The sequence below is a fragment of the Paenibacillus sp. FSL H7-0756 genome, assembly GCF_038006765.1.
Taxonomy (GTDB): Bacteria; Bacillota; Bacilli; order Paenibacillales; family Paenibacillaceae; genus Paenibacillus_AQ.
Genome location: NZ_JBBOVT010000003.1, coordinates 556,728 through 572,926, shown reverse-complemented (window position 1 = coordinate 572,926; position 16,199 = coordinate 556,728). Strand labels below are relative to the sequence as shown.

Genomic DNA, 16,199 nt, shown 5'->3' with positions numbered 1-16,199 from the left:
AGTTTGCCGCAGGACCAAAGTTTGCCCCATACAAAAGAAGAAGCGGCCGCACCGTCCCCTCAGGGATAGCGCAGCCGCCATCATGCTAGTATAGCATCAGGTTTAAATTCGTGAACCTGATCAGTAAGACGAAACCGATTTTCCGCATATATTTGACAAATTACCTTCGCACTAGCGCATTGCGATTGTATTCGGTTTTCCGCATACTTTTGTTCAAATGAAATATGATGATGTGCTAGCGCACCGCAGTAACCTGCTTGCTTCTTCTCCGCCGGGCATAGCCTACCGACAGTATGAAGCTGATGAACAAGACGAGCGCAGCCACCGCATAAGGGAAATTAATATCCAGGTCGAACAGGACACCCGCCACAATCGGGCCGGCAATATTGCCAAGGCTCGTATACGCGGAGTTCATTCCCATCACCAGGCCCTGCTGCGAATCATCTGCCATCTTGGACAGCTGGGTGCCGACCGCCGGGCGAAGAATATCCATAGCCAGAAAAACAACAAAGGTCACAGATACAATCGCCACGAAGCCATGCACGAACAGCGTCAGGAGAATCGACAGGCCCGCGATCATCAGACAGGCGGAAATGACCCGGCTCTCTCCGAATTTGTTCAGAATCCAGCTGAATGCGGTAATCTGCACCACCGCCCCGGCAATAGAGCCGAACGTCAGGACAAACGCAATATCCTTAGGGGTGAACGCGAATTTATGATCTACGAACAGTCCGAATACCGTCTCATAGTTGGCCAGTCCGAAGGACAACACGAATACAATAATTAATCCGAAGAAATAAGGCTCGCGATACGAGCGCATGAGCTGCATGATTAGGCTATCGCTATTCCCTTCCATCGTTCTTGCTTCTTCCCGCAGCTCCGCTGAACGCGATTCCGGCAAAACCAGCAAGGTAATAACCGCAACAATGGCAGCCGCTCCCGCAGCGGCGAAGAAGGGAACGCGGATGCCCAGCTCCGCAAGATAGCCGCCGATGCCCGGCCCGATGATGAAGCCTGTGGTAATGGCTGCGTTGATGAAGCCCATGCCCTTGGCCCGCTCCTCCGAGGTAGTGGTGTCTGCCACATAAGCCATAACCGCAGGCATAATCATCGCGGCACCGATACCGCCAAGCATTCTGGATACGAACAGCATCCAGGAGGCATTGGCCAGACCGAACAGAAGCTCCGAGAAGGCAAATACGGCCAGACCGCCGACGATGATTTTTTTACGGCCCATCTTATCCGACAGTCTTCCGGCGAAGGGCGAGACCAGCAGCTGCGTCAGCGAGAAGGCTGCCACCAGCAGTCCGACCACACTTCCGCCAATGCCCAGCTCGTTCATATAGGTAGGCATAATAGGGACAACCAGCCCAATCCCCGTGAACGCCAAAAAGATATTCAACATCAGGAGCAGCATCGCTCCCCGGTTTTTTAACAGTAATGACATTGGTGTTTCCCTCCGTATATCTCTCGGCTTGCTATAAGCTCTGATTGTAACTCATTAATGATCTCTATTTATTACTCCATCTTCCCGGAACCTATCCCCTGAAGCAGGATCTTAATTCCCGCACGGTAGTATGCCCTGATCGTCTCCGGGGTATCGGTCCGCCCTGTGATCTCATGGACCCGGCTGATTCCCTCCAGCATGGCGCTGAGCGTGATTACATAGTTCTCCAGATCACCACGGATCAAATAACCGGAATCCATCCCCTCTTGCAGCAGTACACGGCAGGCCTCTGTCACCGATTCGAAAATATGTGAGAGGCGCTCACGGATCTCCTCCGACAGCGTATGAGATCTTCCGTATTCCTCCAGGGCATGAATCAGCGGATTCTGGATATCTTTTGCATAATGATCCCCAAGCGCGTATAGACGGGCTTCTGTTCCGCTAATCCCGCTCCGCAGCTCCTCCCACTCCTTGAGCCACTTCAGGGTATCCACCTCCACCACGTACAGGAACAATTCATCCTTGCCCGGAAAATGGTGATACAGACTGCCCTTGCTGACCTTCGCGGCTGTGCAGACCTCGTTCATGCTTACAGCACCGTAGCCTTTTTGCGCAAATAAACTGGTCGCATGCTCCAGAATCCGGCTCTTCGTTTCTTCTCCATCTGAGCGTCCCTTCATTGTTAACCCTCCTCTAGACCGACCGATCGGTCTGATTATAACACGCAGTTATCTCCACACACAACCCCCATCATCCATACTCATCTATCCTCGGGTATATCAATAAGTATATATGGACGAACGCCAAAAAAGGCAGCACCGGAATCTATCCGGCCTGCCTTTTGTTACGATGGTTGATGTTATATCCCCGCAGGGTTCAGAAATCAATCAGCCCCAGGCTGATTTGCAGCGAATCATCCACCAGCTTCATGGTCTCATCGTCCAGGTGGGTGATTTTATCCGTTAAGCGTTGCTTGTCAATGGTACGAACCTGCTCCAGCAGAATCACGGAATCCCGGTCAAAGCCATGCGCTGCTGCATCAATCTCGACATGCGTCGGCAGCTTGGCCTTCTGGATCTGGGCAGTGATAGCTGCCACAATCACAGTCGGGCTGAAACGATTGCCAATATCGTTCTGAATGATCAGTACCGGCCTTACTCCACCTTGCTCAGAACCCACAACCGGTGAAAGGTCGGCAAAAAAAACGTCGCCGCGTTTAACAATCAATAGTTACACCCCGCTTACTAAGCGGCCAAGAGTACTGTCTGCATCTTCCTCTGCGAGAAAGGCCTCGCATGCCATGGTCAAATTAATCTTAGCCATTTCCATATAGCCCCGCTGCATGGACTCGCGGATGGTACGTTTCCTCCGATCGCTCAAGTACAGCTTCATGGCCTGCCTGATCAATTCACTACGGTTAGAGTTCTCCAGTTGAACGATCCCATCTACTTCCTGCAAGAGATGATCGGGCAAGCTGATCATGATTCTTTTGGTGTTCTGCAAATTGGCCACCTTCTCTTCCACCCCCACAAACCTATCTGCCCTTGTGTTCCAGTGTTACAATATACAAGGAATTTTATACAAGGAATATATGCCGCCAGTATATCAAGTATGCTGCATCCCATTATAAACTAGAAATGGCGGTTCGTATAGACTATAAGTCACAAGCTCTACACGGTACGTTCCTTATATTCAGTTCCTGTACTAGGTATCTGGTCAGGGTATTAGGCTTGCAGCAAGGGATTGACGAGGTTGGGTAACATACCTTGGCGTACATACACGCGCGGTACCCGGTGAGCCAGCATACAGATTACTTCGTAGTGGATCGTCCCTAAATGGAGCGCCAGTTCATCTGCCGTGATCGACTCGGTGCCCTGGCGGCCGATGAGTACAACCTCTTCGCCTGCTTTGATTTGTTCCGCTTCAAGAGCGAAAGATTTGAGTGATACCATACACTGGTCCATGCAGATTGTTCCGACGACAGGAACGCGGCGTCCGCGTATTAGCACCTCCGCTTTGCCTGTTAGCATGCGGGAATATCCGTCAGCGTACCCCACGGGGAGCGTAGCGATGATCTCATCGCCTGCCGTGAAGTACCGGGTGCCGTAGCTGATGCCTGAGTCAGGCGGCAGGGTTTTGACATATACAGCCTGCGTCTTCAGCGTCATTACCGGGTGCAAGGCCACCAGCTCGCGGTTCACCTCAGCCGAGGGGTAGAATCCGTACAAGCTTATGCCTACACGCACCATGTTAATGGATAGTAGAGGTGTATCAATGGCCGTAGCGCTATTGCCCGTATGTATGATCGGGATGGTAATGTTCATGTCCCGAAGCGCCTCCGCCACGCTCATGAAACGTCGGTGCTGCATTAGTGTATAGCTTTTATTGTGTTCGTCTGCTCTGGCAAAATGGGTGAACATGCCTTCAAGCTCCGCCTGTGCCACCGCATGCACCTCAGCGATGAATGCGGGCGCATCCTCCGGCAATAATCCCAGTCTTCCCATTCCGCTGTCAATCTTGATGTGTACCTTCAGCCGGTGCTCCTTCTCTGCAGGAAGGGCGCTAACCGCTTCCAGTACCTCCGGTGTGAACAGTGTAACGGTAATATTGTTCTCCCAGGCTACGGCAATGCCCTCCGGTGAAGTATAGCCCAGCACCAGGATAGGAAGTAGTATTCCCGCCTGACGCAGCTCCAATGCCTCATCCAGAAAAGCAACACTGACGTAATCTGCTCCAAGCCGCTCCAGCTCCCGCGTCACCTCCACTGCTCCATGTCCATACGCATTTCCTTTGACGCATCCCATGAACTTGGTCTCCTGCGGCAATACGCCGCGTAAAGCTTCGTAGTTGGCACGCAAATCATCCAGGTTAATCTCGGCTGCTGTCGGCCGATAGCTTGCCTTCACTTCAGGTCACCTTCTTACATTGTAGTAAAACATCTCTGCCTTGTTCGCACAGATCAGAAGTCTTACTGCCAATGGTAATGCTCGTGAAGGCCGCTGTCAATGTGAGCAGGTGTAGGCAAAAAACGGATACCGCGGGTAGAGGAATGATTCCCACCTTGCGCAGTATCCGCCCACTGATTTTTATTTACCCGATTGTTCCTCCATAGAAGCGGCTATTTGCATCATTTCTGGAACTGGCAGATTTGCGCTTGTAATCCGGTACTCTACACCTTCGCTCATCCAGGTCAGCGTCTGCTGCTCATCCCCGCTAAGCAGGCCTGCCGTGAAGCCCAGATCGACCAGTGTTCCGGGAGCCAGCGACACCGCACGGTCCAGCGGACGGGCTTCCATAATCGTATACTGGTAGACGCCGTCATAGCGGATCAGCACCGCATGGTCCTTGCTGCCTTCAATCTTATTGGTGTCCTTCAGCTTCACACCGGCCGGAATGTAAGCCGGCTCAATGATCCCGAAGTCGCCCAGCTCGGCCGTAACCGGCTCACCGGTCTGTTCACCATCTTCAGAGACCACCGGATTGCCATCCTGATCCACTTCCGCCATCGTGTTCTCGGAAGGGCTGCCGGCTGCCATATTCTTCTGCATATCGAAGGAGTCTGCTGTGAATTCCGGATCGAACTTGAAGCTGTCGAAGGTCACATTCACCACAACCTTGGCTTCGGAATCCGATACCTGTACCTGCTTCGGCTCATAGGTCTTTTTGTTCAGCCAGATCTTCTGGCGGACCAGCGCACTGCTCTGATAGTTGGCAGCGACCTCGAACACATAATTATCCCCGTCCTCCACGAACTGCCGGTTGTTGTCGGAGACAATCCCCTTCAGCAGCGTCTGGTACAGATACACCTGACCCTGGCTGTCCGGCCAGTCGCTCTGGAAGCGGAAGCTTTTGCCCAGGCTTGGGGTCAGAACGAATACGCCCTCATCATTGCGCAGCACAATCTGCTTCACGTCCTTCTGGACGTTCGACAGGCTGATCCGGTAATACGATGGATTCTTATACCATACCTCCACCTTGTAATCCTGCGGCTGCTCCCCGGTGTACAAGGTCATCGTGCCTGAGCCCTGATAAGCTCCCTGCTTGCTCTCCAGCTTGTCAGACACTTGATTCAGATCCTTGACCACAGAGGCGGAATCCTTCTTCCCGCACCCCGCCAATACTAAGGCCACGCTCATAATGATCGCGAGTACCCATGTTATCCGGCGCATGACATCATCCCCTTAACCTGTTTTGAATGCATTGATTAGTACATGTCTATGAAGGACTTGGCCTCAATATGCAGACGGGCATGACAAGCATGAAGAGAAGTGTTATTCCAGCCGCGAATCCGCTCCTGTCCCCCACGAATCTAACAATCTATGTATGGTTCCTCTTATTTCCCCTTCTATAGTAGAAACACCATTTCAAAAAGCACCAGCCCGCACTCCCCGCCACGCTCCGGGGTTGCAGTCTGGTGCTCTGATTGATCCTATGCCTATCTATGCTCGTACCTGTCCCTTATCTGTTGCTTAACGGCTTACCAGTTAATCGACTCTGCGATCTTCAGCACCTCAGCCCGGTCCAGGCCGCGGGTGCTGAGGCCGTACATCACGCCGTTCGCTTCCCAGTCCAGGCTTCTGCCACCGACCAGAACCGCATCCGTCCCCTTAAGCTTCACCTGCTCCACCTTGTCGTCAGTTGCCATTGAAAAGGCATTCTCCTCATTGGCCAGGCGCAGCTGCATCCAGATTCGCTTAGTCTTATCCTTGCTGCCAAAGAACAGCTCAACAATCTGCCCGCTTACGCCCTCCTCATCCTTATAGAACTCCCCGTGGTCAAAGGCAAAGCCCTCAGGCAGGTATTCCGGCAGCTTTACCTTGAAAAGGGCGTATTGATCCAGCTTCGCTGCCTCCTTGACGGTAAACTTCTGCTCTGACGCTTCCTTGTCAAGCTGCTCCTGCCCGCTCAGGGTAATCAGCTTATCCCCGTCGAAATTGACGATGGCCTCCCCGGCTGCATTGAAGATGGCTTCAGGCATGGGGTTCAACGAGGTCACCGGATTACCGTCCTGGTCAAATATCTTGCCCTTCCAGGCCGCCGGGAACTCCTTAGGGTGGCTTCCGTCCATCTGAGCGACCTCGATGTTGTCCAGATGGACGGACTTCAGCACACGTTCCAGTATTTCTTCCGCGAAAGAAGGTCTCACGAAAGACACGCTCACCACGGCTGCCACCAGCAGGGAAGCTGCAATCATCACCGGACGTCTGATCCGTTGGTTGTTCTTCATACTATCATCCTCCTGTTGTCTCTGAATGGAGCGGCTTCTCACCTGGCGGAGAACCGCCGCCGGATCGGACTCCCTGGAGAAGTCCTGGCTTGCCAGATAACCCCCTAGCTCCTGAATCTCCTGCTCCGTAAAATCCGGCTGCACCGCCTTCTTCTTCTTGCTCATAGCTCTTCCACACTCCCTATTTCGGATTTCAATTTTCGCATGCTGCGATAGAGAATGACTCCGACATTGCTCTCCGAGATTCCGGTAATCCGGGCAATCTCCGTATTCTTCAGATCCGCCCCGAACTTCAGGGCGATGAGGTTACGTTCCTTCGGGCTGAGCGTGTCCAGCGCCACCTGCAGCCTATCGCTGCGCTCTCTGCCGAGGATGAGCGTCTCCGGCTCTTTTTTGCCAGACACCAGCTCCCGGATACTGTCCAGTGAGAAGAAGCGCTGCCGCGCGCGGCTCCGGTAATAATCATTCACAACGTTGCGGGCAATGGCGAACAGCCACACCTCAAGCGGCGCTTTCTCCGGGGAGTAACCGGGCAGCTTGGACAGCGTCTTCTCGAACACCTGGCTGGCCAGATCCTCTGCGGTGTAACGGCAGTTCACCCGGTAGGCGATATAGTTGAATATCCGTTTATAATAGGCTTCAAAAACTGCTGCAAACTCAAGCTCTGTCTCTATATGAGCAGGAACTCTATCATGTATCAAAGGCAGCAATGCGCGCTCTTGCATCCTTGTGGCACTCCTTTCCAGGAAGATTCTACTTGGCCAAGTAATTTACATGAGCTAATACGCTCTATCTATCGAATCCATTACATATGCAGGCACAAAAAAAGACAGAGGATCGAAGCTCCCCTGCCTACTGTAGTTTTTTTAGGAATTACTGGCTATGCGGATTATTGCTGAACGCGGCAAGGCTCCTTTTCTCAAGCTTGCTCCTTCTTCCCGGTCAAAAAGTAGATCAGCGCCAGCACTGGCAGTGCCAGCCCGATTAGGGTTGTCAGACTCCAGCCGCCGTAAGCGTAGGCCCAGCCCCCGAGTGATGATCCTACGGCGCCTCCAATGAAGAAAATCGCCATGAACAAGCCGTTCAGCCGCCCCCGGGTCTCATTGCCCAGTGAATAGATCGCCCGTTGTCCCAAGACCAGATTGCCGGACACGCTCATATCGAGCAGAATCGCCGTCAGCACCAGCAGGCCGAGGGTAAGATTGGAATCATCCCGGAGCACATAAGCCAGAATGAAGGATACCGCAGCAAGCGAAATGCCAAGACCGGTCAGCAACCGGGTCCAGCCCTTGTCAGCCAGTCGTCCCGCAATCGGCGCGGCTACAGCTCCGCCCACCCCAGCTAGGGCAAACAGGGCGATTCCTTGCTGCGACAGATGAAACTCACTGGACAGGTGCAAGGGAACGGTCGTCCAGAACAGACTGAACGCGCCGAACAGGCTGGCCTGGTATAGAGCGCGGCGCCGCAGTACCGGCGTGTGCGTGAGCAATTGGCCCAGAGAGCGGAGTAATTGTCCGTAACTCAAGCCGGGAGCGGGCTTCCGGGCGGGCAGAACACGGGATAGTAACAACGTCAGCAGCGCAGTCACGATAGCCGAAACGATGAAGATGGATTTCCAGCCCCATAATCCGGCCATGAAGCTGGCGACCGGGCGGGCGAACATAATGCCCAGCAGCAGTCCGCTCATTACATTGCCTACTACGCGGCCGCGATCTTCCTCTGTGGCCAGATAGGAGGCATAGGGCACCAGGACCTGCGCCGCTACCGAGCCCAGTCCGATCAGCAAGGATGCGGCCAGGAACAGCGGTGCATTCGGTGCCAGGACGGATAGCACCAGGGCGGCCACAACCAGAATCAGCGACATCACCGTCAGCCGGCGGTTCTCAATAATATCGCTGAGCGGGACAATGAACAGCAGTCCGGCTACGTAACCGATCTGCGTCAGGGTAACAATTAGCCCTGTCGCTCCGGCCGACAGATGAATCGCCTGCCCGATGGGCCCAACCAGCGTCTGGGTATAATAAAGATTCGCTACGATCAGTCCGCAGGATACGGCCAGCAGAAAAGTGATCCAGCCTGGAACAGCCTTTACGGCTTCAGGGGAACCTGCTTGTTGTTGCACTGGAACTCCAGCCTTCATTTGAAACTCCACCTTCCATTTTTTAAATACTGAACATCCAGTTCACTAATTACCATGACCAAATAATATACTAAACGTTCAGTATTGTAAATAGGCAGTTTTATGGTATACTCCAATTAGAGTTGAACCAGCACTGTCAGGAGGAATCACCATGGAGAAAAAAAGAGGCCGTCCGCGCAACACCGAGGCCAAGAACGCTATTCTGAACGCTTCATATGAATTATTGCTGGAGACCGGCTTCAGCGCAGTTACCGTGGAGAAGATCGCGGAGCAGGCCCAGGTCAGTAAGGCAACGATCTATAAATGGTGGCCGAATAAAGCGGCGGTTGTGATGGACGGATATCTGTACGCTGCTAACGCCAGACTACCGATCCCCGATACCGGTTCCGCCAAAGAGGACATTCTGATTCATGCAGGAACACTCGCTCAGTTCCTCACCAGCCGGGAAGGTAAAGTCATTACGGAGCTAATCGGTGAAGGGCAGTCCGATGCCGGACTGGCGGAGGCGTACCGGAGCAGATATTTCGGCCCGCGCCGCCAGGAGGCCTGGAAGCTGTTCGAACGTGGAATTGCCCGGGGGGAACTGAAGCAGGGACTCGATATCGGGAGTTGTATCGATTTGATCTACGGCCCTATTTTTTACCGGTTGCTGCTGACCGGAGGAAACTTGGACGAAGACTCCGTCAGAGCCCTGGTCTCACTTGCCCTTCAGGCGCTTGAGGCTTGAGGTTCCTGTAAGACTACTATATAAGGTATGTCAAGGTGTAGCCGGCTAGGCACAAAACAGTATGGGCTAGGGCTGTAACAGGCTTGTCTTATCTTTGTTAACAGAACGTGACCCGCAGGCGGAGTTTTTCATTTATAATACAAGAGATTGGAATTTCCAGACTCCGGAGGTTATCTTATGAAAAAATTAATTACCGCTGCCGCTATTGCCCTGCTCCTCGCAGGCCATGCGGCGGGTTCATCTATAGATATTGCCCATTCTGCTGCTGCCCCTCTATCCCTTGTTGTGGACGGACAAGCCGTTCTCCCCTATGCTGCGCCCTTCCATTCCGGCGGCATCTTGTATGTTCCGGCCCGCACGCTGCTGGAGTTCTATTCGATGGAGCTGCAATGGAACAACACCCTCAAGCAGCTCACCCTGTCCACAAGCTGGGACAAGACGATTCTTACACCCGGCAGCGCTTCCGTGCAAGTGACTTATACACAAACGGACGGAGGATATCAGGAAGAGCTGGACTCTCCTGTGTTACTAAAGGCAGGCCGTGTGTATATCGCGGCGGCTACTTTGGACTCCCTTACGGGAGCAGTTACAGAGCTGAATCCGGGAGGAAGCCGGGTTACTGTTACCCCAGGCAGTCTTAGCACTACCGTCAGAGTACCCGCAGCTCCCCTTGCCGTTGCAGAGAATAATTCCAAGGTGAAGCTGTACGCTGCGCTCAAGGACGGCAATACCTACAAAGGGTTCATTCTTGAAGTGAACGGGAAAAAGCAAAGCTTCAACTGGACCGTATCCAGGGACTACTCGCACCCGCCTCAGCTCTTCTACGCCGATGTAGATTCGGACGGCAAACCGGAGATCACGGTTGTGTTCACCCTGGGTACCGGTACCTCGCTGGTTGCACAGGAGGTTCATGTGGTTAAGCCGGAACAGTGGAAGGAAATATCGGTGCCTGCTGCGGACAAAGCGGCCTCCGCTGTAGTCTCCTCCAGTATTTCGCTGGATAAGGCTGATGTCCTGCTGAAGCTTGAGCTTACAGGACCCGTTCCCTCTAAGGTGACGCTCAGACTCCCGGACCGGGCTGAGGACGGCCTTAAGTATTTCGGCAGCAAAGCAGCTATTGGCGCAGTGACCTACTACTCAGTAGAGAATAACAAACTGCTCGCAGATACCAGCTTAATGGTCGGCATGACCGAGAGTGTCGGTACCCTGAAGCTGGAGTATAAGGCAGGCAAGACGGGGATGGAGCTGGGGTCTATTGCTTTTGAGCCGCATGAACGGGGTGAAGCCATTGTGGAGAAATAATCCGCTGCCGGAAGGAGAGGCTTGCAATGATTGATGCCCATATTCATCTTGACCAATATGAGGACAAGGTTTTATCCTCCATGCTGGAGGGACTGCCGGAGCAGGGCATCGAGTCGCTGATCGCCGTCTCGATGAATCTCGCTTCGAGCAAGCGAACCCTGGAGTTAGCAGCCAGCTATCCGGGCCTCGTGAAGCCTGCGTATGGCTTCCATCCAGAGCAGGCGCTGCCTACGGAGGAAGAACTGAACGTGCTGCTGAAATGGATTACCGGCCATGCGGACCGTATGGCCGCTATTGGTGAAATCGGCCTCCCCTACTACTCCCGCGCCGAAGCTGCCGCACGCGGTGAAGACTGGGAGATGGAGCCCTATCTCGGCCTGCTGGGCAGACTTCTGGGCTTGGCCGCCCAATTAGCCAAGCCGGTCATACTGCATGCTGTCTATGAGGATGCGTGGACCGTATGCGATCTGCTGGAACAGCATGGCCTTACGCAGGCTCATTTTCACTGGTTCAAGGGTCCCGCTGCTACCGTTGACCGGATGATTAGCCGGGGTTACTACATTTCCTTCACTCCCGATATCCTCTATGAACCGGAGATTCAGGACCTGGCACGCCGTTATCCGCCGGAGCTGGTCATGGCAGAGACGGACGGCCCATGGCCGTTTGAAGGACCGTTCGCCGGGCGCACCACCCATCCGGCTATGGTCCATGACGTTGCTGCCGCCTGGGGCGCGCTGCACGGGTATTCTGTTACCGAAGCCAGAGCGAAGCTGACGGCGAATACGGTGCGATTCTATGGGCTATAGGTATAGGTCTGATGTTCTGCTTAAGTAGAACATCAGACCTGATTAAGGTGCAAGCTATATACTTAAGTGTATTCCGTACACCTAAATCGTTTGATTTACCGCCGAACAACCATTTAGTTGTATTTGATACATTTAAAATGCCTCATTATCCGGGATCTCGCCCACTCGGGCAAATTTAGTTGTACAAACAACAGTTAGAAGAGGAAATCCTTCCCTTTGGCTGTTTTTAAATGTATAGAATACAACTATCCCCGAATCATCTTTCTATCCTCCCTACCGGATGATCCTGACTGTTAGCCTGCTTGAATAGGCATCCGCCGGACCGATACTTTATCCTCTTTGAACTCCATGACATAGATATCCGGCTTCGTTGTCTGCATCAGGAAGTCCAGGCCATATCCAGGGGAGAAATAGCCCAGCATCAAGGACATCACCATGCCGTGGGTGCCGATGGCCACTCTTTTCCCGGCATGGGTCCGCAGAATATCCTGCAGTGCCTTCACCGCCCGCGTCTGGCATTCCCGGTTCGATTCCCCGCCCGGCAGGGCGTAATCCGGGTCGGTGTACATCTTCTGTAGCACTTGATATAGTTCCTCATCCGGCAGCTGCTGTTCGCCCTCCATCCAGACCTTTTCCCGCAGATCATCGATCAGAATGATTTCCTGCTCCAGCTTATCCGCCAAATCCGCAATTGTATTGACCGCCCGGATATACGGGCTGCTGTACATCACATCTATCCCTTCATCCTTCAGGCATTCGGTGACCCGCAGGGCATCCTCTTCCCCCTTGGGCGACAGGCCGCGCGTCCATTCATCCACCCCAGTACGAAGCGAGTCCCCGTGCCTCACCATGTAGATATAAGTTGTCATAAGCTCCTCCTGATCATCCATACAGAAATTAGTGATCCGTTAACCATCTTAGCTACTCTCTACCGCTGGCTGAGCGGCTTCCGGTGCAGACCCCGCCACCGGCCAGAGCTGGCGCTGAAGCAGCAGCCCCGCAGCCCCTAAAATCAACAGCAGCAAGCCGATGTTGACAAAAATACGGGCCGGACCCGCATACTGTACCAGCACACCGCCCAGCAAAGGCGCTACAATCATTACCGCGCTGAGTACGGTATTCTGGATGCCGAAGATGCGGCCGGTCATGTGCGGCGGGGTTTCTTTTTGCAGGCAATAATTGAACGTAACCATAAACATGCCGTTGCCGGTCCCCAGCACAAACCCGAAGAGCAGCACCCACAGCATCGACGTCCCCGGCTGAAGCAGACCGAGCGCCGCAATTGACCCGCCAATCAGCACATACCCGGTCCCCAGCTTCCAGCCATACCCGCCTTCGGATTTCAGCTTGTTCAGGATCAGAATGATTAGCACAGCCCCTACTCCCGTGGCGGCAACCATCCAGCCCAGCAACGATTCGCGCTCCGGTGCGAAGATCCGGAACAGACTGGTGAACTGAAAATCAACTACCTGAATGACCAGTGCTCCGGTGAGTCCGAACAACATCGCCGTCAGCAGCAGCCGGCTGCGCAGCAGGAAGGTCCAGCCTTCCTGCCACATTTTGAGCAGCGTCAGCTTGCCTTCCTGCGCTTCAGAATGCTTGCTGTCTGCTTCATCCTGGCGGATATACTTGACAGACAACAGCAGCAGATAAGAGCAGCCGCGCAGCAGTGCATTCAGCAGGATACACCACTGCGGCGTAAGGAAGGCGAGCGCCAAACCTCCGAGTAAGGGACCGGCGATTTTGGAGCCCTGGTTGACCAGTCCGTTCATAGACGAGGCTTGCAGCAGCTGATCCTCCCGGACCAGACTGCGGGTCAGGGACTGCTGGGCCGGCATATTCAGCGTAGACAGCGCAGAGCGCAGTGCCAGCAGCGGCAGCAGCCAGACCATGTTCGGCGCGAACAGCACCAGCAGGGTCAGCAGCGCGGTCAGCAGGTCGCAGGTACGCATCAGCTTCAGCTTGTTCATCCGGTCAGCGGCTGCGCCGGCAACCGACCCGAGCAGAATACTCGGCAGCGCCAGCGTTACCGGAATGAGCGCCAGCATTAGCGGGCTGGCCTGCCAGCGGTAGCCGACTAGCACCTGAATGGCCAGCGCGTCGAACCAGTCGCCGAAGCTTGCGGTGGCGAATGCGGTATAGACCCGCATGTACGTTTTGTTATGCAGCAGGCTTGTTCCCTGCTTGGTTGAAAGCTCCATCTCACATTCCTCCAGGTTACCTATAATCTTAGATGATCCATCTATGATCCTAAGATAACGGAGGATTGTCAGAGAAATATCAGAGGGCTTCCAGCAGCCCCAGCAACAGATCCTCAAGCGTCTGCTCCAGCCGGGTCAGGCCGCAGGCTTCAAGCCCTGTAGTGAACAGTTCCTCATATTTGCGGTCCAAAGGGCTTCCCGCCAGGAACATACGGCAGAAATGGTGAATCCGGTAGATCGAGTAGAGCCGCAGCGGAATGAAGCCGGACATCTCCATCACCTGTAGTCCCTCCTGAATCAGCTTGTCCCCTTCCGCCCATTGTTCCCGGCGCAGTGCCCAAAGTCCTTTTACTACCTTATAACTGCCAATCTCGCGCAAAAACGGCTTATCCTGCAGGATCTTGCTGACGGCTTCATCCATCCGTTCCAGCTCTTCCTCTCCAGCACCCGCGGTAAGATGGATGAACAGCTCCGTAATCATCGTGACGGGTATGAAGTTCTCGAACCCGGGTCCTGCGATAACCTGGTAAGTACGTTTCAGGCGTTCCAGCGCTAGCTCCGGCTGCCCGGAAAGGGTGTACAAGTCCAGCATCGTCAGAATCTCCAGCTCCAGCTGCTCTGGCGGATTCAGCAAATTCCGCTCAATAAGACGTTCGGCGTACTCCACCTTCTCCTTGGGATTGCCAATGAAGAAGTAGAACAGATTGAGGTAAAAGAGCCGGTCCTTCAGCGGAATCTCGTCCGTATGAATCAGCCACTCCAGATCTCCCTGCACGAAATGAACAACCATCGCATAATGCGGGTCCAGCTCATAACCAAGGATGTCCTGCTGGCGGGCCAAAGTCAGTATCGATTTGCCCTGGCCGTACACATGAAATTTCGAGAAGACCTCACGCATGGTATCGCGCAGCCCAGAATCATGCGATGCCGGATTCACCGCCACGCCCGCAAGGCTGCCGGGAATGGTCAGACTGTAGCCGAAGCCGCGAATCGTCTTAATGTCGATCCCGCCTAACGGCCTCAGCTTCTTACGCAGCCTGTAGATATGATCGTCCACCGTCCGCTCCACCGGGTACTCCATCGGCCACACTTTATCCAGCAGCTGCTCGCGGCTGAAGGTCCGCCCCCGGTTACGGTACAGAAACTGCAGCAGTGCGAACTCCTTGGGCAGCAGCTCTACCGTTAATCCTCCGGCGGATACCTTATATTCACTTGCGTTCAGCTCCAGATGCATGGCCGTGCCTCATTTCTTCTGATTTCTTTCATAAGAGAAAGTATACATCATGCGTTGACTTTATTTAAGTACTCCCAACTGGTTAAGGCGGGCTGGCTCACTCGCCAGCGGTTTTCGATTACATTTGGCCTAGGTGCCGCCTTCTGGTGGTCCCATTGTGATCGGTTTTTCGATTACATGCCTGTAAACGGAAAAATCCCCCTGCAGTTGCCGCTGCAAGGGGATGCATAGGTGCTCTAAGATGCTCTGAGCTGACTAGCCTGCCATATTATTAATGGAGTCCTGCTCCGAGAACACCGAGATATGATCTACCGTTCCTGTGGATTCCGGGATGATGAATTTGAGCTGATACTGCTTGTTGGCCTGATAAATATAGATGTTATGCTCGCCATTCACGGTGGTAGCATCCGGCTTGCCGAGTACTTCTTCAATCTGTTCCAGTGTCAGGTTACGCAGGTCCGGGGCGCTGGAGCGCACATCGAAAATCTTGCTGCCCTTATTGAAGCCGATTACCACCTGCTTGCCCGAATAGGTGGAATAGATCCCTTTGCCTGCCGATTCCTTGAGGTCCGGCTCTCCCCACGCGGCTTCCACCTCATCAATAAGTCCGGTATGCGCAGCATATTCAACGCCCGGCACCTTGCCCTGCTTGGCAAGCTCCAGCAGCTCCTTCAGCTGTTTGCTCCGTTCTTGCGGGGTGGCGGGAGCTACGGTATCTGCCTCAGCCCCTGCGGCTTCAGTGACCGTAGACTCTGATGTGGCTCCGGCGGCGGCTTCAGGGCCTGCAGTTACAGGCTCTGCCCCTGCAGCAGCGCCCTCATCTGTGCCGGATTCGCTTACCTGCGCGCCTTCTGCTGCCGATGAAGCGTTATCCCCTGGCTGCGCAGTCGCTGTAACCGCAGGCGTATTGTTAGGCGACGGTTCCGTTTTGCCGGAATTACAGGCTGTAAGGCTGAGCATCGCCCCAAGGATAAGAATACCGGCGACTCTTCTTATTGATGTAGTCATGCTGCCATCTCCTTCGTTAAGGGAAACATCCTCTTTTGTCTAAACTGTACCCTATGACGAAGCGCCTGTAACAAAGGTTGCAGGCGCAGACCCCTGATCCAGGTATT

At 54.0% G+C, this 16,199-nt stretch carries 16 protein-coding genes; 3 read left to right on the top strand and 13 right to left on the bottom strand.

Annotated features, from left to right (window positions below; translation table 11 throughout):
• Nucleotides 1–235: 235 nt before the first annotated feature.
• The 9 genes from NST04_RS28305 to NST04_RS28265 form a co-directional block, all read right to left on the bottom strand.
• Nucleotides 236–1,447, bottom strand: coding sequence for an MFS transporter (locus NST04_RS28305; RefSeq protein ID WP_341187233.1), 1,212 nt, complete (start codon nucleotides 1,445–1,447; stop codon nucleotides 236–238).
• Nucleotides 1,448–1,518: 71 nt separating this feature from the next.
• Nucleotides 1,519–2,127, bottom strand: coding sequence for a TetR/AcrR family transcriptional regulator (locus tag NST04_RS28300; protein WP_341187232.1), 609 nt, complete (start codon nucleotides 2,125–2,127; stop codon nucleotides 1,519–1,521).
• A 196-nt stretch (nucleotides 2,128–2,323) separates the two neighbouring features.
• A complete protein-coding gene (locus NST04_RS28295; RefSeq protein WP_036697332.1) occupies nucleotides 2,324–2,674 on the bottom strand; it encodes a type II toxin-antitoxin system PemK/MazF family toxin in 351 nt (116 codons plus the stop codon).
• A gap of 3 nt (nucleotides 2,675–2,677) precedes the next feature.
• Complete coding sequence (locus NST04_RS28290) at nucleotides 2,678–2,959, bottom strand: CopG family ribbon-helix-helix protein (protein WP_036697455.1); 282 nt, start codon at nucleotides 2,957–2,959, stop codon at nucleotides 2,678–2,680.
• A 212-nt stretch (nucleotides 2,960–3,171) separates the two neighbouring features.
• Entirely contained in the window at nucleotides 3,172–4,353 is a 1,182-nt protein-coding gene (gene alr, locus NST04_RS28285; protein ID WP_341187231.1) for an alanine racemase, read from the bottom strand.
• Between the two features lie 180 nt (nucleotides 4,354–4,533).
• On the bottom strand, nucleotides 4,534–5,616 hold the full coding sequence (locus NST04_RS28280) for a LolA family protein (RefSeq protein WP_341187230.1): 1,083 nt from the start codon (nucleotides 5,614–5,616) through the stop codon (nucleotides 4,534–4,536).
• Nucleotides 5,617–5,924: 308 nt separating this feature from the next.
• Nucleotides 5,925–6,839 carry a DUF4367 domain-containing protein gene (locus tag NST04_RS28275; RefSeq protein ID WP_341187229.1) on the bottom strand — a complete coding sequence of 305 codons (915 nt, stop codon included), beginning with the start codon at nucleotides 6,837–6,839 and terminating at the stop codon, nucleotides 5,925–5,927.
• On the bottom strand, nucleotides 6,836–7,375 hold the full coding sequence (locus NST04_RS28270; RefSeq protein WP_341187228.1) for a sigma-70 family RNA polymerase sigma factor: 540 nt from the start codon (nucleotides 7,373–7,375) through the stop codon (nucleotides 6,836–6,838). Before NST04_RS28270 ends, NST04_RS28275 begins: the two co-directional genes overlap by 4 nt.
• Before the next feature lie 218 nt (nucleotides 7,376–7,593).
• Nucleotides 7,594–8,814 carry an MFS transporter gene (locus NST04_RS28265; RefSeq protein WP_341187227.1) on the bottom strand — a complete coding sequence of 407 codons (1,221 nt, stop codon included), beginning with the start codon at nucleotides 8,812–8,814 and terminating at the stop codon, nucleotides 7,594–7,596.
• Nucleotides 8,815–8,965: 151 nt separating this feature from the next.
• On the opposite strand from NST04_RS28265, the gene NST04_RS28260 reads away from it, so the two are divergent.
• From NST04_RS28260 to NST04_RS28250, 3 genes are all read left to right on the top strand, one after another.
• A complete protein-coding gene (locus tag NST04_RS28260) occupies nucleotides 8,966–9,541 on the top strand; it encodes a TetR/AcrR family transcriptional regulator (protein ID WP_341187226.1) in 576 nt (191 codons plus the stop codon).
• A gap of 177 nt (nucleotides 9,542–9,718) precedes the next feature.
• The gene (locus tag NST04_RS28255; RefSeq protein ID WP_341187225.1) at nucleotides 9,719–10,843 is read left to right on the top strand and encodes a stalk domain-containing protein; all 1,125 of its coding nucleotides are present in this window, start codon (nucleotides 9,719–9,721) and stop codon (nucleotides 10,841–10,843) included.
• A 26-nt stretch (nucleotides 10,844–10,869) separates the two neighbouring features.
• Nucleotides 10,870–11,649 (top strand): TatD family hydrolase, encoded by a 780-nt coding sequence (locus tag NST04_RS28250; protein ID WP_341187224.1) that lies wholly within the window; start codon nucleotides 10,870–10,872, stop codon nucleotides 11,647–11,649.
• A gap of 293 nt (nucleotides 11,650–11,942) precedes the next feature.
• Here NST04_RS28250 and NST04_RS28245 read toward each other — a convergent pair whose 3' ends face one another.
• From NST04_RS28245 to NST04_RS28230, 4 genes are all read right to left on the bottom strand, one after another.
• On the bottom strand, nucleotides 11,943–12,518 hold the full coding sequence (locus NST04_RS28245; RefSeq protein WP_341187223.1) for a histidine phosphatase family protein: 576 nt from the start codon (nucleotides 12,516–12,518) through the stop codon (nucleotides 11,943–11,945).
• 48 nt (nucleotides 12,519–12,566) lie between these two features.
• A complete protein-coding gene (locus tag NST04_RS28240) occupies nucleotides 12,567–13,850 on the bottom strand; it encodes an MFS transporter (protein ID WP_341187222.1) in 1,284 nt (427 codons plus the stop codon).
• 79 nt (nucleotides 13,851–13,929) lie between these two features.
• Entirely contained in the window at nucleotides 13,930–15,084 is a 1,155-nt protein-coding gene (locus NST04_RS28235) for a winged helix-turn-helix domain-containing protein (protein WP_341187221.1), read from the bottom strand.
• Nucleotides 15,085–15,339: 255 nt separating this feature from the next.
• Nucleotides 15,340–16,092, bottom strand: coding sequence for a DUF4309 domain-containing protein (locus tag NST04_RS28230; protein WP_341187220.1), 753 nt, complete (start codon nucleotides 16,090–16,092; stop codon nucleotides 15,340–15,342).
• Between the last annotated feature and the right edge of the window lie 107 nt (nucleotides 16,093–16,199).

Excerpts from the sequence above, each read along its gene's own strand:
- NST04_RS28280 (WP_341187230.1), bottom strand. The coding sequence starts at position 5,616 with ATGCGCCGGATAACATGGGTACTCGCGATCATTATGAGCGTGGCCTTA.
- NST04_RS28260 (WP_341187226.1), top strand. The coding sequence starts at position 8,966 with ATGGAGAAAAAAAGAGGCCGTCCGCGCAACACCGAGGCCAAGAACGCT.
- NST04_RS28235 (WP_341187221.1), bottom strand. The coding sequence starts at position 15,084 with ATGCATCTGGAGCTGAACGCAAGTGAATATAAGGTATCCGCCGGAGGA.
- NST04_RS28265 (WP_341187227.1), bottom strand. The coding sequence starts at position 8,814 with ATGAAGGCTGGAGTTCCAGTGCAACAACAAGCAGGTTCCCCTGAAGCC.
- NST04_RS28275 (WP_341187229.1), bottom strand. The coding sequence starts at position 6,839 with ATGAGCAAGAAGAAGAAGGCGGTGCAGCCGGATTTTACGGAGCAGGAG.
- NST04_RS28245 (WP_341187223.1), bottom strand. The coding sequence starts at position 12,518 with ATGACAACTTATATCTACATGGTGAGGCACGGGGACTCGCTTCGTACT.
- NST04_RS28230 (WP_341187220.1), bottom strand. The coding sequence starts at position 16,092 with ATGACTACATCAATAAGAAGAGTCGCCGGTATTCTTATCCTTGGGGCG.
- NST04_RS28255 (WP_341187225.1), top strand. The coding sequence starts at position 9,719 with ATGAAAAAATTAATTACCGCTGCCGCTATTGCCCTGCTCCTCGCAGGC.
- NST04_RS28305 (WP_341187233.1), bottom strand. The coding sequence starts at position 1,447 with ATGTCATTACTGTTAAAAAACCGGGGAGCGATGCTGCTCCTGATGTTG.
- NST04_RS28300 (WP_341187232.1), bottom strand. The coding sequence starts at position 2,127 with ATGAAGGGACGCTCAGATGGAGAAGAAACGAAGAGCCGGATTCTGGAG.
- NST04_RS28250 (WP_341187224.1), top strand. The coding sequence starts at position 10,870 with ATGATTGATGCCCATATTCATCTTGACCAATATGAGGACAAGGTTTTA.
- NST04_RS28240 (WP_341187222.1), bottom strand. The coding sequence starts at position 13,850 with ATGGAGCTTTCAACCAAGCAGGGAACAAGCCTGCTGCATAACAAAACG.